This window comes from Massilia frigida (assembly GCF_011682175.1).
GTDB classification, from domain to species: domain Bacteria; phylum Pseudomonadota; class Gammaproteobacteria; order Burkholderiales; family Burkholderiaceae_D; genus Telluria_A; species Telluria_A frigida.
On record NZ_WHJG01000068.1, the window covers coordinates 1 to 21,408 of the forward strand.

At 62.7% G+C, this 21,408-nt stretch carries 19 protein-coding genes and 1 pseudogene; 12 read left to right on the forward strand and 8 right to left on the reverse strand.

Annotated features, from left to right (window positions below; all coding sequences use genetic code 11):
- Positions 1-149 precede the first annotated feature (149 nt).
- Positions 150-260 (reverse strand): annotated as a pseudogene (locus tag F2P44_RS32795) (histidine phosphatase family protein); the annotation flags it as partial.
- Positions 261-808: 548 nt separating this feature from the next.
- Between F2P44_RS32795 and F2P44_RS32800 the strand changes: the two are divergent.
- From F2P44_RS32800 to F2P44_RS32845, 10 genes are all read left to right on the forward strand, one after another.
- The gene (locus F2P44_RS32800) at positions 809-1,114 is read left to right on the forward strand and encodes a transposase (RefSeq protein WP_167094049.1); all 306 of its coding nucleotides are present in this window, start codon (positions 809-811) and stop codon (positions 1,112-1,114) included.
- A 250-nt stretch (positions 1,115-1,364) separates the two neighbouring features.
- Complete coding sequence (locus tag F2P44_RS32805) at positions 1,365-2,015, forward strand: TetR/AcrR family transcriptional regulator (RefSeq protein WP_167094051.1); 651 nt, start codon at positions 1,365-1,367, stop codon at positions 2,013-2,015.
- A 101-nt stretch (positions 2,016-2,116) separates the two neighbouring features.
- Positions 2,117-2,476 (forward strand): c-type cytochrome, encoded by a 360-nt coding sequence (locus F2P44_RS32810; RefSeq protein WP_167094053.1) that lies wholly within the window; start codon positions 2,117-2,119, stop codon positions 2,474-2,476.
- Positions 2,473-3,861 carry a D-arabinono-1,4-lactone oxidase gene (locus F2P44_RS32815; protein ID WP_167094055.1) on the forward strand — a complete coding sequence of 463 codons (1,389 nt, stop codon included), beginning with the start codon at positions 2,473-2,475 and terminating at the stop codon, positions 3,859-3,861. Before F2P44_RS32810 ends, F2P44_RS32815 begins: the two co-directional genes overlap by 4 nt.
- Positions 3,858-5,135: an alanine racemase gene (locus tag F2P44_RS32820; RefSeq protein WP_167094057.1), complete on the forward strand. Its 1,278-nt coding sequence runs from the start codon at positions 3,858-3,860 to the stop codon at positions 5,133-5,135. Before F2P44_RS32815 ends, F2P44_RS32820 begins: the two co-directional genes overlap by 4 nt.
- A gap of 31 nt (positions 5,136-5,166) precedes the next feature.
- Positions 5,167-5,586, forward strand: coding sequence for a DUF2147 domain-containing protein (locus tag F2P44_RS32825; protein WP_167094059.1), 420 nt, complete (start codon positions 5,167-5,169; stop codon positions 5,584-5,586).
- Entirely contained in the window at positions 5,583-6,476 is an 894-nt protein-coding gene (locus tag F2P44_RS32830) for a TorF family putative porin (protein ID WP_167094061.1), read from the forward strand. Before F2P44_RS32825 ends, F2P44_RS32830 begins: the two co-directional genes overlap by 4 nt.
- 32 nt (positions 6,477-6,508) lie before the next feature.
- Entirely contained in the window at positions 6,509-8,518 is a 2,010-nt protein-coding gene (locus tag F2P44_RS32835) for a neutral/alkaline ceramidase (protein WP_167094063.1), read from the forward strand.
- A gap of 57 nt (positions 8,519-8,575) precedes the next feature.
- On the forward strand, positions 8,576-9,904 hold the full coding sequence (locus F2P44_RS32840; protein ID WP_167094065.1) for a sphingomyelin phosphodiesterase: 1,329 nt from the start codon (positions 8,576-8,578) through the stop codon (positions 9,902-9,904).
- A 7-nt stretch (positions 9,905-9,911) separates the two neighbouring features.
- Complete coding sequence (locus F2P44_RS32845; protein WP_167094067.1) at positions 9,912-10,874, forward strand: lipase secretion chaperone; 963 nt, start codon at positions 9,912-9,914, stop codon at positions 10,872-10,874.
- A gap of 102 nt (positions 10,875-10,976) precedes the next feature.
- Here F2P44_RS32845 and F2P44_RS32850 read toward each other — a convergent pair whose 3' ends face one another.
- Positions 10,977-11,348 (reverse strand): hypothetical protein, encoded by a 372-nt coding sequence (locus F2P44_RS32850; RefSeq protein ID WP_167094069.1) that lies wholly within the window; start codon positions 11,346-11,348, stop codon positions 10,977-10,979.
- Here F2P44_RS32850 and F2P44_RS32855 point away from each other — a divergent pair.
- Together F2P44_RS32855 and F2P44_RS32860 are read left to right on the forward strand one after the other, a co-directional pair.
- Positions 11,338-12,186, forward strand: a complete 849-nt coding sequence (locus F2P44_RS32855) for a hypothetical protein (protein WP_167094071.1) — start codon at positions 11,338-11,340, stop codon at positions 12,184-12,186. The two genes, F2P44_RS32850 and F2P44_RS32855, sit on opposite strands and share 11 nt — an antisense overlap.
- Positions 12,183-12,824: an RES family NAD+ phosphorylase gene (locus tag F2P44_RS32860; RefSeq protein ID WP_167094073.1), complete on the forward strand. Its 642-nt coding sequence runs from the start codon at positions 12,183-12,185 to the stop codon at positions 12,822-12,824. Before F2P44_RS32855 ends, F2P44_RS32860 begins: the two co-directional genes overlap by 4 nt.
- 285 nt (positions 12,825-13,109) lie before the next feature.
- Here F2P44_RS32860 and F2P44_RS32865 read toward each other — a convergent pair whose 3' ends face one another.
- The 6 genes from F2P44_RS32865 to F2P44_RS32890 all read right to left on the reverse strand — a co-directional run bounded on the left by F2P44_RS32865 (position 13,110) and on the right by F2P44_RS32890 (position 20,730).
- Positions 13,110-13,889 (reverse strand): enoyl-CoA hydratase, encoded by a 780-nt coding sequence (locus F2P44_RS32865; protein WP_167094075.1) that lies wholly within the window; start codon positions 13,887-13,889, stop codon positions 13,110-13,112.
- A 73-nt stretch (positions 13,890-13,962) separates the two neighbouring features.
- A complete protein-coding gene (locus tag F2P44_RS32870) occupies positions 13,963-15,159 on the reverse strand; it encodes an acetyl-CoA C-acyltransferase (RefSeq protein ID WP_167094077.1) in 1,197 nt (398 codons plus the stop codon).
- 43 nt (positions 15,160-15,202) lie between these two features.
- Positions 15,203-15,649 carry a PaaI family thioesterase gene (locus tag F2P44_RS32875; RefSeq protein WP_167094079.1) on the reverse strand — a complete coding sequence of 149 codons (447 nt, stop codon included), beginning with the start codon at positions 15,647-15,649 and terminating at the stop codon, positions 15,203-15,205.
- A 61-nt stretch (positions 15,650-15,710) separates the two neighbouring features.
- A complete protein-coding gene (locus F2P44_RS32880) occupies positions 15,711-18,125 on the reverse strand; it encodes a 3-hydroxyacyl-CoA dehydrogenase/enoyl-CoA hydratase family protein (RefSeq protein ID WP_167094081.1) in 2,415 nt (804 codons plus the stop codon).
- A 110-nt stretch (positions 18,126-18,235) separates the two neighbouring features.
- A complete protein-coding gene (locus tag F2P44_RS32885) occupies positions 18,236-20,026 on the reverse strand; it encodes an acyl-CoA dehydrogenase C-terminal domain-containing protein (protein ID WP_167094083.1) in 1,791 nt (596 codons plus the stop codon).
- 86 nt (positions 20,027-20,112) lie between these two features.
- Positions 20,113-20,730, reverse strand: coding sequence for a TetR/AcrR family transcriptional regulator (locus tag F2P44_RS32890; protein WP_167094085.1), 618 nt, complete (start codon positions 20,728-20,730; stop codon positions 20,113-20,115).
- Positions 20,731-21,408: the final 678 nt, after the last annotated feature.

The window sequence follows — 21,408 nt, forward strand, 5'->3', positions numbered from 1 at the left end:
CTTGTCTTCATGGGACAAGCCGGTGAGATTGAGACGGGGAGGTTTTGGTGGCATGCCCAAATCATGCGCGATAACAGCACAGTTTACAACTGTTTATTGCGGCCTGTACTCCGGCTGAACAGTTACGAAATCTTCTGGTCAAGGTGGACCAGGCGCTGCCCGAGCAGTGCAGATTGCCGCCGGCCTAATTCAGACAAATTGTCATAATCAGTCTTACCAAAACTGGCCTGGCCATGACGTACCAGGTAAATAGCTCCCATCGCGCTTGGTTCCCTTTAGCAAAGCAATCAATAGTAGGGAAAAAGACGATCTTCTCCGTGAAGATCGATTTATAATTATATTTACATAATCTGGTCGCAGCCATCGTTCGCACCTCAACCCGCACAGTGCTGGCGAATGGATGCAACGGTTGACGGAAGGCATGTTAAGCAAGGATGTGAACTTGGTCAATATATAATTTTTCTTATTTTTATGCTATTTGCATTATTCGGACTCTATACGGGTAGAGGGATGGAATTTCCAGCAAAAGAGCGTTTTAATTTTTACTGCTTTTATGCTTTTTGCATTAGCCGGCTGCTATATTTATGCCTCTTGCATTATTCGACTGTCATACGGAGAAAGGGATAGAATTACCAGCAAAGGCGCGCTTAACTCTTGCTATTTTATGCTTATCGCATTATTTTTCTACTCACATGCTCATCGAAATCTGCCACGATGCGTTAAACAAGGCAGGTGTTGTCCTTCCTCGTCTGGACGGGGTTGTTGCTAAGTAGTCACCGGAAATTTATCGCAAATTCCGTTCCAGAAAGTGATCGCCTTTTTTGATCGTATCGCGGTACAGCCGCATCCGGTACCGTGCATTGTCGTGCTCGACAACGCAAACATCCACCGCGGCGAAGCGATGAAACTGAAACGCCGGCAGTGGCAGCGCCGTGGCCTGTACTTGTACTATCTGCCGCCATACAGCCCCAAGCTCAATCGCATCGACATCCTCTGGAAGCAGGCCAAGTACTTTTGGCGCAAATTCGTTCGCCAGACCGGCAGCGCAGTGCTTGACGAGGTTAATTCCATCATGGCAAGTTATGTAACGGAATTTGCAATAAATTTCCGGTGACTACTTAGTTGTTGGCTTTTTCCTTCAGCGCACACGCGCGGCACGGGGTCAGCCCAACGCGGCAGTGCGATGGCAAAGCGACGCATGAACCTGGCCAGGCGTGCCCCGGGTAAGCATGCCCAGGCTTGCATCCCAGGCAAAGCCTGCGCCCATCCCCCGCAGCCCAAACCGCCAATCGTATTCTGCCCACCCCCGTATGATTTCTGATAGGCTCGGGCCGCGAACCAAGCATCTTTTAGGATTGAATCACATGGTGAAGGCAACAAGCAGCGTGCAGGATCGCAAGCTGAGAGAATCCGAACAGCGCCGTAAAGACATCATCAAGGCGGTCCGGAAACTGATCAAGGCGGGCGGCGCGCGCGCGATTACCTTACGCAAGGTTGCCGAGGAAGCCGGGTTTTCCACCACGGTGGTGTACGCCCTGTTCGAGGACAAGGCCACGCTCATTACCCAGGCCATGGATAGCGACCTGCTCAACCTCGCCAGGGCCATGCGCGCCGCCACCGACCCGGTGCTGCCGCCGATCGAAAACATCAAGCGCGCCGGCCGTGCCTACGTCAAATTCGGCATGCTCCATCCCGACCAGTATGCGCTGGTGTTCCTGGAACGCCGGCCGCACGCGCCGGTCGAAAGCGCCAAGATCGAACATGGCAACCAGACCCAGGACCCGTACGCCTTCGGCCACCAGCTGTTCGCGACCCTGGCCTCATCGGGCCAGGTGCGCGCCGACCGCCTCGATTCCATGGGCCAGATCTTCTGGGAAGGCATCCACGGCATGACCTCGCTGCGGCTGGTGTTCGGCGAATCGGAACAGTGGTTCGAACACGCCGCTTTCGACCAGCACCTGGAAGACTTGCTCGATGTATTAATGACAGGAATCCTGCACCGTTTCCGCGTATAAACACCTGCACACACCCAAAAAATAAAACGTTGTTTTATTTTTGATACGTCGTTATTATCCGGAACGTTGTTCCGATAACTATGCGGCTGCGAGGTGAACGGATGCGAACGATACTGGGCGTGGCGGTTTTCGCGATGGGCTTGTGTGGCTGTTCGGCGTCAGTCGAGAAGCCCGCCTTGGCCGACCTGCAACGGGCCGAGATGGCACGCCCGAGCGACCCGCAACTGGCCGAACGCTACGAGCGCTCCTGCATGGCCTGCCACGCCGTCGCGGCCAGCGGCGCCCCCCTCACCGGCTTCACCCCTCACTGGCAACGCCGTCTCGCGCAAGGCATGGACCAGATGGTGAGGCATGCCGTCGAAGGCATCAACGCGATGCCGGCACGGGGCCAGTGCAACGATTGCTCGCCCGACGACCTGCGCGCGCTGACCCGTTTCATGAGCGCCGGAGCCGCACAATGAGCCCCCTGTCCCGGCGCCGCAGGTTGTTCCTGAAAGCCGGGGCGATGGCCTCGGCGGCGGGCCTGCTGGCCAGCCGCGCCGCCCCGGCACTGGGTGCGGCAAGCGCATCGAAAGTCACCTGGAAAAACTGGTCGGACAGCGCGCAGTGCACGGCCAGCGCCCTGGCCGCGCCGGCCGACGAAGCTGCCGTCGCCGCGCTGCTGCGCGCATCAGGCGGCGCCGTGCGCTGCGTCGGCGCCGGCCATTCGTTCACGCCCCTGGTGCCGACCGGCGGAACCATCGTGTCGCTCGACCGCCTCGCAGGCCTGCGCTCGCACGACAAGGCGGCCATGAGCGCCACCCTGCAAGGCGGCACCCGCCTGTCGCAAGTGTCGCGCCAGCTCGACGGCGCCGGCCTGGCGCTGCGCACCCTGCCCGACATCGACATGCAGTCGCTGGCCGGCGCGATCAGCACCGCCACCCACGGCACCGGCGCCGCGCTGCCGGCGCTGCATGCGGACGTCATCGGCATGCGCATTGTCTCGCCGCAGGGCGACGTGATCGAGTGGCAGCAAGAGCGCCACGCCGACCAGATGGCGGCCGCGCGCGTGTCGCTGGGCAGCCTTGGCGTCATCACCGAGCTGACGATGCGCGTGGTGCCAGCGCACAGCCTGCGCCGCAAGGTATGGCTAAAGCCGGTCGAACAGATGCTGCAGCAGGCGCCGGAACTGGCGCGCACCCATCGCCACTTCGAGTTCTACTACCTGCCGTTCACCGGCTATGCCGCCGCCATCACGCACGACGCCTACGCCGGCAGCGACATCCAGATGCCGCCGTCGCAAGACGAAGACATGCTGCGCGACCTGCGCCAACTGCGTGACTGGCTCGGCAAGTTCCCGCAACTGCGGCGCTGGAGTGCGGCCAAGCTGATCGACGCGGACCTGACCGAACACGCCACCAACCGCTCGTTTCGCCTGCTCTCGAACGTGCGTCCGACGCGCTTTAACGAAACCGAATGCCACGTGCCGCGCGAGGCGGGCATCGCCTGCGTGCGCGAGGTGATCCGCACGCTCGAACGGCGCAACGAGGTGTTCTTCCCGCTTGAGTTTCGCTTCGTCAAAGCCGACGACGCCTGGCTCAGTCCCTTTTACCAGCGCGACAGCTGCTCGATCGCGGTGCATGCGGCGCACGGCGAAGCCTACGATTACCTGACCTCCGAGATCGGCCCGGTGTTTCGCAAACACGGCGGCCGTCCCCACTGGGGCAAGCTGCATAACTTCAGCTCCACCGAACTGGCCGCGCTGTATCCGCGCTGGAAGGACTTCCAGGCGCTGCGCCAGCAGATGGATCCGCACGGACGCATGCTCAATCCCCACTTGCGCGCCCTGTTCGGGATGCCGGCATGAGGCGCCGCACGGCGCTGGCGGCCATCGCCGGCCTGGCTGGCGCCGGCGCGCTGGCGCTGCGTCCGCGCGCGCATGGCGCGCCGCATGACGCCTACTTCGCGCACATGGCTGCGGCACTGCGCGCGGCCGGCATCGCCACGCCGACCATGGTGCTCGACCGCGACCGCATGCTGGCCAATGCCGGCCAGGTCATGCGCAACATCGGCGGGCGCATGCAACTGCGCCTTGTGGCCAAATCCCTGCCCTGCATGCCCTTGCTCGACGACTTGATCGCGGCAATGCGCACCGAGCGCCTGATGGTGTTCAACCTGGCCTACCTGGAGCAGCTGGCCGCGCAGCGCCCGGCACTCGATCTGCTGCTTGGCAAACCGCTGCCGGTGGCCGCCGCCGCCCAGTTCTACGAGCACTTCAAGGGCGGGGGCTTCGATCCGGCGCGCCAGCTGCAATGGCTGGTCGACAGCCCGCAGCGCCTGGCGCAGTATCGCGACCTGGCGCGCCAGCGCCAGCTACAGCTGCGCGTGAATGTCGAAATCGACGTCGGCTTGCATCGCGGCGGGGTTGCCAGTGCGGCCGCACTGCAGCAGATGCTCGACATCGTCAAGTCGGAACCGCGCCTTCAGCTGTCCGGCATGATGGGTTACGACGCCCACATCACCAAACTGCCGGACCTGCCCGGCCTGCGCGCGGGCGCCCTGGCCGACGCGCTTGGTCTCTACCGCGACTATGCGGCGCAGGCCACGCGCGCGCTGCATGGCGGCGTGGCGCCGGCCGGCCTGATCTTCAACGCCGGCGGCTCGCCGACCTACCGCCTTCACGACGGCAAAGGCGCGGCCAACGAAGTGGCGGTCGGCTCGGCACTCGTCAAACCGGGCGACTTCGACACCGAACTACTGGGCGACCTGGCGCCGGCTGCGTTCATCGCCACGCCGGTCCTGAAGGCGCCGGCGCAATTCAATATGCCCAACGGGGTCGAATGGATCGGCGCCGCCGCCCGCGCGTGGGACGTGAACCAGTCGCGCGCGTGGTTCATCTACGGCGGCAACTGGCTGGCCGACCCGGTCTCGCCGGCCGGCATGGCGCCCAGCGGCCTGTATGGAACCTCGTCGAACCAGCAGGTCCTGCTGGGCTCCGGCGCACAGCAACTGCACGTGGACGACGTGATCTTCCTGCGGCCACGCCAGAGCGAGTCCGTGCTCCAGCAGTTCGGCGACATCGTCGTGATGGAGTCGGGCCGGATCACGCAGCGATGGCCGGTACTGACACCCATGCCATAAGCACAAGGACCTATAACTACAAGGAGACAAGATGCGAGCAATAGCGATGGTGATGCTGTCATGTGCGTGGGTGGCGCCGGCGTGGGCCGCGCCGGACACCGTACCGGGCCTGTGGCTCAGCGCCGACAAGGCCGCGGTCATCGCGTTCAAGGCCTGCGCCGAGCCAAAGGATGCGCTGTGCGGCACCATCGTCTGGGACAAGGACGCCGGCACGCCCGACGACGCGTGCGGCGTCATGATCGCCAAACTGAATACATGGCAGGACGACGCCTGGCGCAACGGCTGGGTGCACGACCCGCGTACCAGGAAAAACTACAAGGGCATCGTGCGTACCAAGAACGACACGCTGCTGGTGCGCGCCTACATCGGCACCGAACTGCTGGGCGAGACAGAGATCATGACCCGCGTGGCCAGCATTCCCGCCGGCTGCAAGCCGAAGGAGACGCCATGAACAAATTGATCGTGCTGGCCGCGCTGGCAGGCGCCATCCACACCAGTGAGGCTCATGCCGACGAACCGGCGATCCAGAGCTACTCGCTCGACGTCGAAGCGAAGCTGCTCACCGACCGCAAGAACCGCGGCGTATCAGATACCTACAACCGCCCCGGCGCCGAGTTGACGATGGAAGCGGTGCACGAATCGGGCGTGGTCGGCTATCTGCAACTGGGCACGGTGCGCAAGGAGATCTTCCCCGACACCAATGGCTTGCAAGTGACCGGGGCGCTCGGCTACCGCTGGGGCAATCCCGACGGCTGGCACTTCGGCGCGGGCGTGGCACAGGAGTGGTTCCCGGGCGCGAAGGCCAACGATGCGCCGACCGGCATCGACTGGACCACGGGCGAACCGACGGGCGTGACCAACACCAAATTCGATACCAGCTACGGCGTGTTCGAATTTGCCTATGGCGCCATCGAGGCGCGCTATCTGTATGTGTTCAGCGACGAACTGCGCGGCAATAACACGGCCACCATCTGCGGCATGACCTATCTGCCGGCCGTGCTGGCCGGCGGCGACCCGGGCAAGGCGATCGCGTGCTATGACGGGGGCTTGAAGCACTCGCGCGGCTCGCACCTGCTCGACGTCGGCATCAAGCACAAGCTCGATGGCAGGAACAAGCTGGTCGGGCACATCGGCTTTCAAAAGATGCGCCATTTCCGCGATGCCGACCTGGTGGACTACAAGCTGGGCATCGTGCACACGCGCTGGGGCCTCGATTTCGGCGCGGAGCTGGCGGGCGCCGTCCTGCGCAACCGCGAACTGGCGGTGGTGCCCGATAGTGCCGGCAATACCAGGAAAGTGGATCGGGCGGCGCTGATCCTGTCGCTGTCCAAGCGTTTTTGACGGTCCATTCCCACCAGAACAAGGAGACTCACATGGCATCGCACATCCTTCCCCTGCGCTTGACCCTGGCCCTCGCACTGCCGGCGGCATGCAGCGCGGCCAGCGCCGATCCTTATCTGGTCGGACGCGGCATGTCCGACATCACCGGCGAGGCCGCCGAAGTGGGCATGATGGGCTATGCCTCGCTCGCGCAAGTGAGCGCCGGCATCCACATGCGCCAGCGCGCGCGCGCCTTCATCGTGGCCGACCAGGCCAGCGGCAAGCGCATGGTCTTTGTCAACAACGACCTGGGCATGGTGTTCCAGGGCGTGCAGCAGGCGGTGCTCAAGCAGCTGCGGGCCAGGTACGGCAGCCTGTATGGGGCCGACAACGTGATCCTGGCGGCCACCCATACGCACGCCGGGTCCGGCGGCTTTTCCCACTACGCGCTGTATAACATCACCACCTACGGTTACAACAAACGCAGCTTCGACGCCATCGTCAGCGGCATCGTGGCCGCCATCGACAAGGCGCACCGCGACTTGAAACCGGGCTCGATCGCCATCGGCAAGGGCCAGCTGACCGACGCCAGCAACAACCGCTCGCTGCCCGCCTACCAGCGCAATCCGCAGGCCGAACGTGAGCGCTGGAATAGCCCGATCGACCCGGACATGACGGTGCTGCGCTTCAGGCAGGGCGCCGATGATGTGGGCGTCATCAGCTGGTTCGCCACGCACGGCGTATCGATGTCCCCCACCAACCACCTGCTCAGCCCCGACAACAAGGGCTATGCGGCCTGGCGCTGGGAGCATGACCTCAAAGGGGTGCGCTACAACGCCGACGGCGATTTCGTGGCGGCCTTCGCGCAGTCGAACGCGGGCGACATGACGCCCAACCTGAACCTCGACGGGACCGGCCCCACGCGCAATGAATTCGACAACACGCGCATCATCGGCGAGCGCCAGTTGCAGAAGGCGCTGGCGATCTACAACGGCGCGCTCGAACCGCTGGCCGGCACGCTGGACTACCGCCAGCGCTTCATCGATTTTTCGCGCGTCAGCGTGGCCGCCAATTTTGCCGACGGCCGCGCGCGCGGCACCTGCCCGGCGGCGCTGGGCACCGCGTTCGCGGCAGGCACGGAAGACGGCCGTGGCATGGATGGATTCAATGAAGGCGACCTGGCCGGCAATCCCTTCTTCCAGGCGATTGGCGGCATCCTCACGCCCGCGCCGCAATGGGTGCGCGACTGCCATGGCGCCAAGCCGGTGCTGCTGGCGCCAGGCGTGCAGCAGCCCGTGCCCTGGTCGCCGGAAGTGCTGCCAGTGTCGATCGTGCGCATTGGCCAGCTGGCGATCGTGGCCGCGCCGGGAGAGCTGACCATCATGGCTGGCCGCCGAATACGCGAGACCGTGCAGGCCGCGCTGGGCGACAGCGTCAAACATGTCGTCATCGCCGGCTATGCCAACGCGTATTCCGGCTACGTCACCACGCCGGAAGAATACGACGCCCAGCACTACGAAGGCGCCTCCACCCACTTCGGCAAGTGGACACTGGGCGCCTACCAGCAAAGCTACCACGAGCTGGCCACGGCCATGCGGCAAGGCTTGCCGGCGTATGCCAGTGCGCCCACGCGCGACCTGTCGGACCAGCAGCTCTCGTTCCAGACCGGCGTGGTGCTCGATAACACGCCGCTGTTCAAGGGCTTCGGCGAGGTGGTACGCCAGGCCAATGCCAGCTACGTGCGCGGCCAGCGGGTCGATGTCGAGTTCTGGACCGGGCACCCGAAAAACGACTTGCGCCAGAACGGCACCTTCCTTGAAGTGCAGCGTTGGGACGGCGCCGCCTGGCGCACTGTGGCCACCGACGGCGACTGGAACACCATTTACCGCTGGGTGCGGGTCGATCCGGTGTGGGGCAGCTCCAAGGCCGCCATTTCGTGGGACATTCCCGCCGATGCCGCCACCGGCCAATACCGGATCCGGCATGACGGCAACTACAAGAATGGCTGGGACGGCAGCATCCGCGCGCTGACCGGCATCAGCCGCACCTTTCAGGTCAACTAGGCAAACCTGCCTCGCTGTTGGCCATCGAGCCTGGATTTTCAACTACCGGAGATCAGCATGCCGCACGTTTTACGACTTGTTCTATCCTGCCTGTTGCTGGGCACCCTGTTTGGCAACGCGGCGCACGCCGAATCGTATGTGTATGTCACCAACACCACCGCCGGCCCGGTCACGGTCCAGGTCAGCCAGAGCGGCGACGCGCAGCTTGCGCTGGGCAGCAGCTGGGGACGGGAAGCGAGCGTGATTCCCGCCTACGCCACCAGGCGCGTGATGTGGATGAACCGGAATGTCGGCATCACCAACGGCAAGACGTTTTACTTCGACACCACCGTCAGCGGCGGTGGCAGCAGCATGGTGCTGCGCCAGAAACTGACCGGCACGCTCTTCTCAAGCAATCTGTTGCACTCCGCGCGTGGCGCTGGCTTCGACGATCCATGGTACGGCGACCGCAACGTCCATCAGCGCGACACCACGTTCGCGCAAAAGGCGTCGGTGGCGTCCTACCGCGCCAAGTTCACCGGCGGGTACGACGACCTCCACTACGTGGTTCACAACAAGAACACGGTCGAGCCGGCAAGCGGGGCCGACGAATTGAAGGTCCTGAGCTATAACGTCTGGGCGCTACCCGTGGTGGCCAACAATATTTGCGCGCGGCTCGACGAGATCGCCGCCAATCTGGACGGCTACGACGTGGTCACGCTGCAGGAAATCTTCGACAATGACTGCCGCGCGCGCTTTCTCTCCAAGGTGGGCGCCGCCTTCCCCTATCAGTCGCGGCTGGTGGATATTCCTTCCAACATTTATCTCAACGGCGGCACCATGGTGCTCAGCCGCTGGCCCATCATGGCCGACGATATCATCGTGTTCGACCGCTGCGTCGGCGACGACTGCCTGGCCAACAAGGGCGCCAACTATGTGCAGATCCTGAAGAACGGCAAGGCCTACCATGTGGCGAATACCCATGCGCCATCCAGGGATAGCGATGAAGCCCGCCAGGCGCGTTTCCATGCCCTCGGACAAATCCGCACCATGCTCGACAGCAAAAAGATCCCCGCCTCGGACGCGCTGCTGATCGCCGGCGACATGAATATCAACAAGTTCAAGTTCCCGGACGATTACGCGCGCATGCAGTCGATCCTGCGCGCATCGGCGCCGGCCAGCACCGGTTACGCCTATACGTTCGACGCCGCGGTCAATGCCAACGCCACCAGTGCGCTGTCCGGCGGCACCACCGAATACCTCGACTACGTCCTGGTGGCGAACGACAACAGGCAGCCGGTGCGCAAGGAGAACAACGTGCGCATCCTGCGCAGCCTGCGCGACGAGGTCTGGTACGCGCATGATTTGTCGGACCACTTCCCGGTGGCCGGCCTGTTCACCTACTGAGCCGGCGATGCGCAGCGCCATCCTGATTGCCGCGTCGGTCACGGCTGTTTTGGCCATCCATATCGGCTTCGTCGGGCCGGACGGGGCGCCCGATCCGGTCAGGTCGTCGCCGGTGCCGCTGTCGGACAAGGGCGCCGCGCCGGTGGCGTTCGCGGCGCCGGGCGGCGCTGCGGGCGAAAGCGGTCCGCGCGCGTCGGCCATGGCGCGGCGCGCGAGCGCAGCGGCCACGCTTGCCGCGAACGGCCCGCAGATGCTGCGCGAAGGTCGCTTGCAGGATTGGTGGCGCTCGGGACGGACGCAATGCGCGGCCCTTGGCATCGACGATTGCAAGCGCTGGCTGCTCGATGCCATCGCCGCCTGGCCGGATTCCCGCGCGGCGGCGACTGCGTCGCGCGCCATCGAGCGCCTGCCTGCCGTGGAGGAAGCGCAAGCGCGCCTGGTACAAGGCATGGACACGCCGCTGTCGCAGCGCTTGCAACGCTTGTCCGCGCTGCGCGAAGCGACGATGGGGCGCGAGGAGGCGCAGGCGTGGTTCGGCCGCCAGAAGGCGCAGGTTGGCTTTACCGCCGCCGTGAACGAATTCGCCGCCGGCGAGGCAGCGGGCATGTCCCTGGCAGCCCGCCTGGCCCGCGTGGAAGACTTGCGCGGCCAGCATTACGGGGCGTTTTATGAGGGCCTGCGCGCGGCGGAAGGGCCGATGGGGCAGTACCGCATCGAGCTGGGACTGGCCCGCCTCGACACAAGCGACGCGCAGGCGGCGGACCAGCTCCGGGACCGTTTGCGCGCACGGCATTTCCCGCCCGAGCGGGCGCAGGAGATCGCACAACTGGAGCAGCGTAGCGAGCGGCAGCAGGCGCAGCGAAGCGCCTACGCCGACGAGCTAGCGGCGCTACAGCGCCAATATCCGAACGCGGACGATCAAGACTATCTCGCCAGGCTCGGCCAGTTGCGGCAAAAGCACTTCCACTGAATCGACGGTGGTTGTTCCAAGCGAATAGCCTGATAACATCCGGCACGAACCCCATCAACTGATCGTGACCGGATTTATTATCTGTACCCCCTGCCGCATGGATCAGCGGGCGCGCCTCATCGGCACGGGCGGGCACACGAGGCTGCCGATTTCACCAACGCCGGCTTCAACGATCTCCACTCCACCAGCCGTCACCATATTCTCACGCGAAGCACGCGGCGCATCAGGCTCGCGCACGGAGCCGATGTCGTGCTCTTGCATGAAGGACCGCAACCACGCCACGCTCGCGCCGCGTTCGGAAAATGGCGAATAGTAGACGATGGATTTGTTAATGGGATACTCCAACGGTCCTTCATGGCTACTGTTCGCCTGCCGCATATCATAAATACAACTCCATGTCCAGCGCCACACATTCGGACCCATTTGCGGCGCATAAAATGAATCTCGCGCAGTTATAAGGGTCATGAAATTCATGTATTATATTTTCATGACCAGTCTCCACGATAAATTGATACTCCAACGCAACAAGGCCAGCTCTGCCGTCAAGGGAGGGCACGCTCCTGCACCGGACGGCGCGGCGCCTGCGCAGACGACCGGTACCGCCGGCAGCAAAACAAAAGCCAGGCCCGGGCGCCGCTCGCTTCAGAATACGGCCAAGTTAAGCGCTGCCATGGTGGAACAGCGCGCTGTGCGCCCGCAAGGGGGCGTTCAGGTCAATCTGCAGGCTTCTGCTTTTGTCCAGCGCGTCCCGACCGTGAAGAATTTCAAGGCGACCCGCCGGCTGCATTGGGCGTCCGAGCCGGATCGTGGTCTCGTCACCATCGACAACGAGGCGATCCGCAAACTGGTCGAAGAAGAAGTTGTGCGCGTGCTCAGCACCATGGCGCAGCCGGAAAGCCCCGCATTGCGCAGTGCGCGCGAACGCGGCCTGGCCTATGCACGCGCCGAATATGAGAAGCCGGAGCACCTGTCGCTGGCCCAGGCGTCGGCCAAGGCGGAACTGTCCGAACGCAGCATCAATGAGCGCCGCAATGCCGGGCGCTACTACGCCCTGATTCTGGAAGGCAACACTAGGGGCTTCCGCTTTCCAGAGTGGCAGTTCGGCGTCAAGCCAGAACGGCTGGTGCCGGTACTGGAGGTGATGCGCGAGGCGCAGGCCAGTTGTTGGATGATGCACAATTTTCTGATCGCACCTAATTCGTTGCTCGGCAACATGACCCCGCGCGATTATCTGTTGGCCGCCGACCGTCCCCTTGATCACCTGCTCAACATCGTGCGCGCTCGCTTCACCAGCGACCAAGGTGCGGGATGACAGCAGCACCCCCGGTTTTTTCGTGTCCGCAGCCGCCATCCGATTTCACCACCCGCCCGATTCCGATCAAGACGCTGAATCTGGCGGCGACCACGTTGTTCCGGATTCACAGCAGCACGCGCGACCCGATGCATTGGAACCGGCCGGTCACGACCAAGACACGATTCCGCTTCGATGCTCCCAGCAATGAATTCGGCGTGCTGTACGCTGCCTTGACATTTTCGGCGTGCATGTTCGAGACCATCGTGCGCGACAAATTCCAGGGCAAGACCTTGCCGCTGCTGATCGACGAGAGTGCCCTGAGCAACCGCAGCGTCTCGCAGATCGGCCTCAGCGATCCGCGCGCGCTGCGGCTGGCCGATTTCACGGCTAGCCTGACCACAGTCGGCGGCAGTACCGCGATCATGGCCATTGATGCGTACGAGATTCCCAATCAGTGGGCGCTGGGCGTCTTCCAGCATGTCGAAAAACTCGACGGCATCTATTTCCAGTCGCGCTTTTCAAACGACTTTTGCGTAGCGCTGTTCGACCATGCTCCGGCAGTGCCGCGCGGCGCCCCAGTTCCGCTTCTCGAAGCCCCCGAACTCGACGTGTTTCTGACCCAGTTTAATATCGCCATACCGCCTGGCACACCCTAGACGTCCGGTATCCACCCATCACGCCGGTAAAGGCACCGGACGTTTTGAAGGCAGGCGGCGGCGCCGCCAGCGCGCGCGATTGCCGCGGTGGCCAGCAATTGATGGTGGTGCGCCTGAGGCGTCAGTGATCGACTCTTTTTCCAGCTACGCGCCTCAGGCACACGCTTCGGGCGTGGTTAGTGGCGCGGATCACCATTGCGCCGTATATTTGGATAAATCCGACTTATGCGAGAAAACTCCCGACTTCTGTGACACTCAACGATATGTCGCAGATCTTCCGCTCATTCACGCGAACTTGGAAAAATCCGGCTTGCGCTTTTCAAAGAACGCGGTAAACGCTTCCTTCGCTTCGGGCGCCAGCAGCATCGCGCCGAACAAGGCGTTTTCGGCGCCCATGGTCTCGTTGATGGCCGCGGTGCGCGAGCGCTTCATCAGCGATTTGGTCGCGCGGATCGAGGCGGCAGGCAGCGCCACCAGCTTGGCCGCCTGGCGCGCCGCATACGGACGCAGTTCTTCCAAGGGCAGCACTTTCGATACCAGGCCCATGTCGTAGGCTTCCTGCGCCAGGAACGCTTCGCCGAGCAGCAGCTTTTCGGCCGCGCGCGCGAACCCCGCCATCTGCGGCAGCAGCAGGCTCGATGCGAATTCCGGGCACAGTCCCAGCTGCGAGAACGGCATCGAGAACTTGGCATTGTCGGCCGCGTAGACCAGGTCGCAGTGCATCAGCAAGGTGGTACCGATGCCGACCGCCGCGCCGGACACCGCCGCCACCACCGGCTTGGTGCTGCCGGAGAGCGCGCGCATGAACTGGAATACCGGGCGCATTTCGGGCGGCACGCCTTCGACCGGAGCCGAATTCTTCATGAAGTCGTCCAGGTCGTTCCCGGCCGTGAAAATCTCGGGCTTGCCGGCGATGATAATCGCACGCACCGCGCTGTCGCTCTCGGCGTCGGTCAGCGCATCGGCCATGGCCTGGTACATCACGCCGGTGATCGCGTTCTTGCGCTCGACGCGGTTAAATTCGATGGTCAGGATGCCGTCGGCCTTGCTCGTCAAAATATCCATGTATTCTCCAAAAAGTGAAAAGGGCGCCGAGGTTAAACCGCAGCGCCCTTGATGACATTATTTTAACCGACGCTTATACGCGCTCGAAAATGCCTGCCGCGCCCATGCCGGTACCGACGCACATCGTGACCATGCCGTACTTGAGGTTATTGCGGCGCAGCGCGTGGATCACGGTCGCGGCGCGGATCGCACCGGTCGCGCCCAGCGGATGGCCCAGCGCAATCGCCCCGCCCATCGGGTTGACCTTGGACGGGTCCAGACCCAGGTCGCCCATGACTGCCAGCGCCTGTGCGGCGAACGCTTCGTTCAGTTCGATCCAGTCCAGCTGGTCCTGGGTGATGCCGGCGGCGGCGCATGCTGCGGGAATCGCCACTTTCGGGCCGATGCCCATGATTTCAGGCGGCACGCCGCGCACCGCGAACGAGGAAAACTTCGCCAGCGGGGTCAGGTTATGCTCGCGCAGGATTTTTTCGCTGACGATCAGCAGCGCGCCGGCGCCGTCCGACATCTGCGAGCTGTTGGCGGCGGTGACGGTGCCCTTGGCCGCGAACACCGGCTTCAGTTTGCCGAGCGATTCGATGGTCGAATCGGCGCGCGCGCCTTCATCGGTATCGACCGTGCGGGTCGTGATGTCGACCTGGCCGGTAGCCAGGTTCGGCGTGCGGGTGATGATTTCGACCGGGGTGGTTTCGTCCTTGAAGTAGCCAGCCTGCTGCGCGGCGATGGCGCGGCGGTGCGACTCGACCGAGAACGCGTCCTGCTGCTCGCGCGTCACTTTCCACTGCTTGGCCACGTTTTCGGCGGTCAGGCCCATGCCGTATGCCATGCCGACGTTTTCGTCGGTGAACATGTTCATGTTCATCGATGGGTGGTGGCCCATCATCGGCACCATCGACATCGATTCGACGCCGCCGGCGATCATCACATCGGCTTCGCCGACGCGGATGCGGTCGGCCGCCATGGCGATGGCGGTAATGCCCGACGCGCAGTAACGGTTGACGGTGACGCCGCCGACGGTTTTCGGCAGGCCGGCCAGCAGCACCGACATGCGGGCGATGTTAAAGCCCTGCTCCGCTTCCGGGAACGAGCAGCCGATGATGGCGTCGTTGATCAGCGCCGGATCGAGGCCGGGCGCTTGCGCCATCGCGGACTGGATCGCGCGCACCAGCAGGTCGTCCGGGCGCATGGACTTGAACATGCCGCGCGGCGCCTTGCCGATCGGGGTGCGGGTAGCGGAGACGATGTATGCGTCTTGAAGTTGTTTGCTCATAGTGTTCTCTCAAAAATTCTGTGGTTCGAAATGGGATGCTGATTCACCGTTTTTCGGACAAATACCAGTCGACCTGCACCTGCGCCGCCAGCGTGCCGTGTTCGTCGAAGATGTCGACTTCCACCGGAAACGCCACCTTGCCGTCCGCTTTCAACGTGGCCTTGAGCGCCGCGATATCGCCCGGAACGCGGCCGCTGGCGCGCGTCGCGCCCTTGGCCACTTTCTGGTACTGGATACGCGACTCCTTGGCCACCGGACGCAGACCCAGAATCAGGTCGGCGAAGGCGCCGGCCATGGCCGCGCCGGACGCCGTTTCGGCCAGGGTGAACAGCGCCCCGGCGTGCTGCGTGCCGAGGTGGTTGTTCAGTTTCGGGTCGGCCGGCATCGACACCTCGGAGGTGCCGTTGCCGATCGCGTCGATCCGGATGCCCAGCAGCCGCACGAACGGCAAGGTGTCCATCATTTGCTGCTTGATACGGTCATACACCATGCTTGGCCTCACTCGCAGTAGAAATTTGAACGCTAAGCTCAGGATCGACATTGCCGGTCGATCAGTTGCGTACCGGTTTACCGGTTTGCATCATGCCCATGATCCGTTCCTGGGATTTCGGATGGTTCAGCAGTTCGAGGAATGCCTTGCGCTCCATGTCGAGGAACCACTGCTCGCTCAACTGGCTGCCCTGGTCGATGTCGCCACCGGTCACGATCTCGGCGATCATGTCGCCCAGCTTGTAATCGTGGGCGGAGATGAAGCCGCCGTCGCGCATGTTGACCAGTTGCGCACGGATGGTCGCCCAGCCGTAGCGGCCCGTCGCGGTGATCGTCTTCTTCATCGGAGGACGGTAGCCGGCATCGAACATGGCGCGCGCTTCGACTTTCGCCACATGCAGCAGTTCGTACGGGTTGAAGACGATGACGTCGTCTTCTTTCAGGTAGCCCATCGCTTTCGCTTCCAGTGCCGATTTCGACACGTTGGCGGTAGCGGCGTTGGTGAAGCCCGTTTTCAGGAAATGCAAAATGTCCGAACCCTTGGCTTCATTCGAAGCGCGTGCAGCCGCTTCTTTCAGGCCACCGCCGGCAGGAATCAGGCCAACGCCCACTTCCACCAGGCCGATGTACGATTCGATCGAGGCGACGCGCTTGGACGCGTGCAGCGCCATTTCGCAGCCGCCGCCCAGCGCCAGGCCCGCCACTGCGGCGATGACCGGAACGTTCGAATATTTCATCGCCATGAAGGTATCCTGCAGCAGCGCGATACCCGGTTCCATGGCCTTGGCGCCGCCTTGCATGAACAATGGCAGTGCCGATTGCAGGTCGGCGCCGGCCGAGAAGGCGCCGCCTTCGGCTGCGTCGGTATTCCAGATGACCAGGCCCTTGAAGTTCTTTTCAGCTTCGGCTTGCGCCATTTTCAGGCCGTTGATCACGCCTTCGCCGATGACGTGCATCTTGGTCTTGAGCGAAATGATCAGCACGTCGTCGTTCTGGTGCCAGATGCGCACCGAGTCGTCTTCGTGGAAGGTCACGCCGGCGGTCTTGCCGTCGGCAGCGCCGGCGCCCAGCACCGGTGCGCGGAACGGCTGGCGCTCGTACACGGCCAGGGTGGAACGTGGCACGTAGGCGTTTTTGGAGGCCGAGAACGAACCTTCAGCGGTGTGCACGCCCTTCTCGGCGACCTGGCCTTCGAAGACCCACGCCGGCAATGGAGCCGAGCACAGTGCCTTGCCGGCGTCGATGTCTTCCTTGACCCAGTTGGCGATCTGGGTCCAGCCCGATGCCTGCCATGTCTCGAAAGGACCGACGTTCCAGCCGAAGCCCCAGCGCATGGCGAAATCGACGTCGCGCGCGTTGTCGGCGATCGAACCGAGATGCACGGCGATGTAGTGGAAGGCGTCGCGGAAGATCGCCCACAGGAACTGGCCTTGCGGGTTGGTCGATTCGCGCAGCGCTTTCATCTTCTTGACCGGATCCTTTTCTTTCAGGATGCGGGCCACGATGTCGGCAGCCTTGCCGCCGCCGGCGACGTAGTCACCGGTAGCGAAGTCGAGGCGCTGGATATCCTTGCCGACTTTTTTGTAGAAACCGGCGCCGGCTTTCTGGCCGAGCGCACCCGCGGCGACCAGCTTGGCCAGCACTTCGGGCGTTTTGTAGACGGCGAAGAACGGATCGTCGGCCAGGTTGTCCTGCATGGTCTTGATCACATGGCCCATCGTGTCCAGGCCGACCACGTCGGCGGTACGGAAGGTGCCCGACTTGGCGCGACCGAGCTTGGCGCCGGTCAGGTCGTCGACCACGTCCACGGTCAGGCCGAATTGTTCGGCTTCGTGGATGATCGCCAGCATGCCGAAGATACCGACGCGGTTGGCGATGAAGTTCGGGGTATCCTTGGCGCGCACGACGCCCTTGCCCAGGGTGGTGGTCAGGAAGCCTTCGAGCTGGTCGACGATTTCCGGTTTGGTCGACTCGGTCGGGATGATTTCGACCAGGTGCATGTAGCGCGGCGGATTGAAGAAGTGAACGCCGCAGAAGCGCGCTTTCAGTTCGGCATCGAAGCCGTCGGCCAGGGTGGTGATCGACAGGCCGGAGGTGTTCGAGGCGAAGATCGCGTTCGGGGCGATGTGCGGAGCGACCTTTTTGTACAGGTCGTGTTTCCAGTCCATGCGCTCGGCGATCGCTTCGATGATCAGGTCGCAGCCGGCCAGCAGTTCGAGGTTGTCTTCGTAGTTGGCGATTTCGATCAGCGCTGCGTCATCCTTGTTGCCGAGTGGCGCTGGGCTGAGTTTTTTCAGGTTGTCGATGGCGCGCTGGACGATGGCATTTTTGCTGTTACCGCCCGAGACATGCTCGGGCTTAGCCGGCAGGTCGAACAGGACGACCGGTACCTTGGCGTTGACGCAGTGGGCAGCGATCTGCGCACCCATCACGCCAGCGCCGAGCACGGCGACTTTTTTAACGATGAAATTGGTCATGGCTTTCCTTTGTTTTCCAGATTACTGATTGCGTATCCCCGCTGCCGCTTTAGCCGTCGTCTCCGCCCCAAGGTGCGGAGGCGACGGGGGTACGGGGAGCACTTGGCTAATTAGAACAAGTCGGCGTCGAGCGCCATCAGGTTGGCCGAGCCGGAACGCGCCTGGCGGATCAGCATTGCCGTTTCCGGCTGCAGACGGGCGAAGTAGAAGCGCGCGGTCGCCAGTTTGGCTTTGTAGAAGTTATCGCCCGAATCCTGCTTGGCCAGCGCGATCTTCGCCATTTGCGCGAAGAAGTAGCTGTAGATCAGGTGACCGACAACGCGCAGGTAAGGAACCGCCGCCGCACCCACTTCATCCGGATTCTGGAAAGCCTTCATGCCGATTTCCATGGTCAGCTTGGTGACCTTGTCGCCCAGGTCGCCCAGCGGCGTGATGAACTCCGACAGCGCTTCGTCGGTACCGTTTTCTTCAACGAAGTTCTTGATCTTTTCGCCGAACTTGCGCAGCTTGGCGCCGTTGTCCATCAGGACTTTGCGGCCCAGCAGGTCGAGCGACTGGATCGTGTTGGTGCCTTCGTAAATCAGGTTGATACGGGCGTCGCGCACGTACTGCTCCATGCCCCACTCGGAGATGTAGCCGTGGCCGCCGTAGACCTGCATCGCTTCCGAGGTTGCGATCCAGCCGTTGTCGGTGATGAAGGCCTTGATGACTGGGGTCAGCAGCGCCACTTCGTCGGCGGCGTCCTTGCGCACTTCTTCGTCAGGGTGATGCAGTTCGCGGTCGATCTGCAGCGCGGCGTACGAGGTGAATGCGCGCGCGCCTTCGGCGTAGGCCTTGGCGGTGAGCAGCATGCGGCGCACGTCGGCGTGCACGATGATCGGGTCGGCTTGCTTTTCAGGTGCTTTCACACCCGACAGGCTGCGCATCTGGATGCGGTCTTTCGCATACACCAGCGCGTTCTGGTACGCGACTTCGGTCAGGCCCAGCGACTGCATGCCCACGCCCAGGCGGGCGGCGTTCATGAACACGAACATGGCGTTGAGGCCCTTGTTCGGCTGGCCGATGATCCAGCCCTTGGCGCCGTCCAGGTTCATCTGGCAAGTCGAGTTACCGTGGATGCCCATTTTTTCTTCGATCGCGCCGCAGAAAATCGGATTGCGCTCGCCCAGGGTGCCGTCCGCATTCGGCAGGAACTTCGGTACCAGGAACAGCGAAATGCCTTTCGAGCCTTCCGGTGCGTCCGGCACGCGGGCCAGCACCAGGTGCAGGATGTTTTCGGCAACGTCATGTTCGCCGGCCGAGATGAAGATCTTCGAGCCGGTGATCAGCCACGAACCGTCGTCCTGCGGCAGCGCTTTGGAGCGCAGCATGCCCAGGTCGGTGCCGCAGTGCGATTCGGTCAGGCACATGGTGCCGGTCCATTCGCCCGAGACCAGCTTCGGCAGGTAGGTTTTTTTCTGTTCGTCGGTGCCGTGCTCCAGCAGGCACTCGTAGGCGCCATGCGACAGGCCAGGGTACATCGACCAGGCCTGGTTGGAGGAGTTGAGCATTTCGTAGAACGAGTTGTTCAGCACGACCGGCAAGCCCTGGCCGCCGTATTCCGGGTCGCACGCGAGCGCAGCCCAGCCGCCTTCGACGTACTGCTTGTAGGCTTCCTTGAAGCCTTTTGGCGTGGTCACCGACTTGGTCGCCGCATCATAGTGGCAACCTTCGCGGTCGCCCGAGTGGTTCAGCGGGAACAGCACGTCCTGCGTGAACTTGGCACCCTCTTCCAGCACCTGGTTGATGATGTCGGCGTCGACATCTTCGAATTTCGGCAACTGCTTCAATTCGTCGGATACATTGAGGAACTCGTGCAGCACGAACTGCATATCCCGAATTGGCGCGACGTATTGACCCATGATTTTCTCCTGACGAACGTATGGTTGGTGACCAGGCCAGCGACGCGCTGGACCCGGCAAGGTGATGACTCGATTGCTTGATTCGGTTACTGCGCTTGATTCGGTTGATTCTTGGACGGATTCTGGTAATTCATGATCAGGCGCTCGAAGCCGCTGCGCGCGCGATCGACGCTGCCCGGCCGACGCAGGAAACGCGCATCGTGGTGCAGCGCCAGGATCAGGCCATACATTTCGTAGACCATCTGGCTGGCGTCGGTATCTGCCTTGAGGTCGCCGCACTCGATGGTCTGCTCCACACATCTTAGCAGTGCTCCCTGCCACGCACGCACCATCGACACCAGTTCTTCGCGGATCGGACCCGGACGGTCGTCGTATTCGACGGCGCCACTAATATAGATGCAGCCGGACGCGATTTCGACGCTCACGCGCTTGATCCAGCGGGCATACATGGCTTTCAGGCGCGACAGGCCGCGGGCTTCCTTGACGCTCGGGAAAAACACTTCCTGCTCGAAACGGTGGTGGTAGAGCTTGAGCACTTCCATCTGCAAGTCTTCGCGCGAACCGAAGTGCGCGAACACGCCGGACTTGCTCATGTTCATTTTGTCCGCGAGCAAGCCGATCGTCAGCCCTTCGAGACCATCGCGGCTGGCGAGGTCGAGCGCGACGTCCAGAATGGCTGCCCGCGTGAGCTCGCCCTTGCGCATGAATTTGACTGAAGTGTTAATAGATGGTCCCGTTGGTAGTTGAAAATGCGACCCGTTGAATATAAATCCGAACGCTCGTACTATTATCCACTACAAGGCAAATGTCAAACGGGAACTTAGAGGTGGGAGTCTATTGCTGCGGTGCAGCAATGCTGGCGATTTCCTGAGCTTCGCGCGCGCGGCGGCAGGCAGGAGAAGTAATGCCCCTGCCGTTTTTGCCTCCTCCATGCACCTCATGCAGTTCCGGCAAAACATCTCGCGGGGCGGGGCCGGACCGGCCCAAGCGCGGCAGGATGGTAGCGGCCGGCTGCGCGGCCGGGATCCCTCCGCGACGATGTCCAAAGCACAGTTGTACCAGGCAGCGATAGCTCATCGTTGTGATGGGTTTCCCACGTTGAATTAAGCGTAATATTGCACACAAAGCAATATTTATCGTGCTTGGAAGAAGTCATCCATGACACTCCAGGCCGACGGATGGAGGCGGCATTGCTTGACGCTGTTGCGATGGACAACGCCTTGATGCCGCCGCACCCGCGCGTCGACCCTAAAGCCATGCCCTTATACATAAGTCAGTCACCCCAGCCCGTCGCGTAATGCACGTAAGGTCTCCGCCGAGGCGTGCACTTGATCGAGCCCCTTCCAGATCGTCTTGACGCCAGGTTCGCCATCGCTGTTGCG

Excerpts from the sequence above, each read along its gene's own strand:
- F2P44_RS32820 (WP_167094057.1), top strand. The coding sequence starts at position 3,858 with ATGAGGCGCCGCACGGCGCTGGCGGCCATCGCCGGCCTGGCTGGCGCC.
- F2P44_RS32875 (WP_167094079.1), bottom strand. The coding sequence starts at position 15,649 with ATGGTGTATGACCGTATCAAGCAGCAAATGATGGACACCTTGCCGTTC.
- F2P44_RS32810 (WP_167094053.1), top strand. The coding sequence starts at position 2,117 with ATGCGAACGATACTGGGCGTGGCGGTTTTCGCGATGGGCTTGTGTGGC.
- F2P44_RS32840 (WP_167094065.1), top strand. The coding sequence starts at position 8,576 with ATGCCGCACGTTTTACGACTTGTTCTATCCTGCCTGTTGCTGGGCACC.
- F2P44_RS32870 (WP_167094077.1), bottom strand. The coding sequence starts at position 15,159 with ATGAGCAAACAACTTCAAGACGCATACATCGTCTCCGCTACCCGCACC.
- F2P44_RS32830 (WP_167094061.1), top strand. The coding sequence starts at position 5,583 with ATGAACAAATTGATCGTGCTGGCCGCGCTGGCAGGCGCCATCCACACC.
- F2P44_RS32805 (WP_167094051.1), top strand. The coding sequence starts at position 1,365 with ATGGTGAAGGCAACAAGCAGCGTGCAGGATCGCAAGCTGAGAGAATCC.
- F2P44_RS32865 (WP_167094075.1), bottom strand. The coding sequence starts at position 13,889 with ATGGATATTTTGACGAGCAAGGCCGACGGCATCCTGACCATCGAATTT.
- F2P44_RS32890 (WP_167094085.1), bottom strand. The coding sequence starts at position 20,730 with ATGCGCAAGGGCGAGCTCACGCGGGCAGCCATTCTGGACGTCGCGCTC.
- F2P44_RS32885 (WP_167094083.1), bottom strand. The coding sequence starts at position 20,026 with ATGGGTCAATACGTCGCGCCAATTCGGGATATGCAGTTCGTGCTGCAC.
- F2P44_RS32880 (WP_167094081.1), bottom strand. The coding sequence starts at position 18,125 with ATGACCAATTTCATCGTTAAAAAAGTCGCCGTGCTCGGCGCTGGCGTG.
- F2P44_RS32850 (WP_167094069.1), bottom strand. The coding sequence starts at position 11,348 with ATGAATTTCATGACCCTTATAACTGCGCGAGATTCATTTTATGCGCCG.
- F2P44_RS32845 (WP_167094067.1), top strand. The coding sequence starts at position 9,912 with ATGCGCAGCGCCATCCTGATTGCCGCGTCGGTCACGGCTGTTTTGGCC.
- F2P44_RS32855 (WP_167094071.1), top strand. The coding sequence starts at position 11,338 with ATGAAATTCATGTATTATATTTTCATGACCAGTCTCCACGATAAATTG.
- F2P44_RS32835 (WP_167094063.1), top strand. The coding sequence starts at position 6,509 with ATGGCATCGCACATCCTTCCCCTGCGCTTGACCCTGGCCCTCGCACTG.
- F2P44_RS32860 (WP_167094073.1), top strand. The coding sequence starts at position 12,183 with ATGACAGCAGCACCCCCGGTTTTTTCGTGTCCGCAGCCGCCATCCGAT.
- F2P44_RS32815 (WP_167094055.1), top strand. The coding sequence starts at position 2,473 with ATGAGCCCCCTGTCCCGGCGCCGCAGGTTGTTCCTGAAAGCCGGGGCG.
- F2P44_RS32825 (WP_167094059.1), top strand. The coding sequence starts at position 5,167 with ATGCGAGCAATAGCGATGGTGATGCTGTCATGTGCGTGGGTGGCGCCG.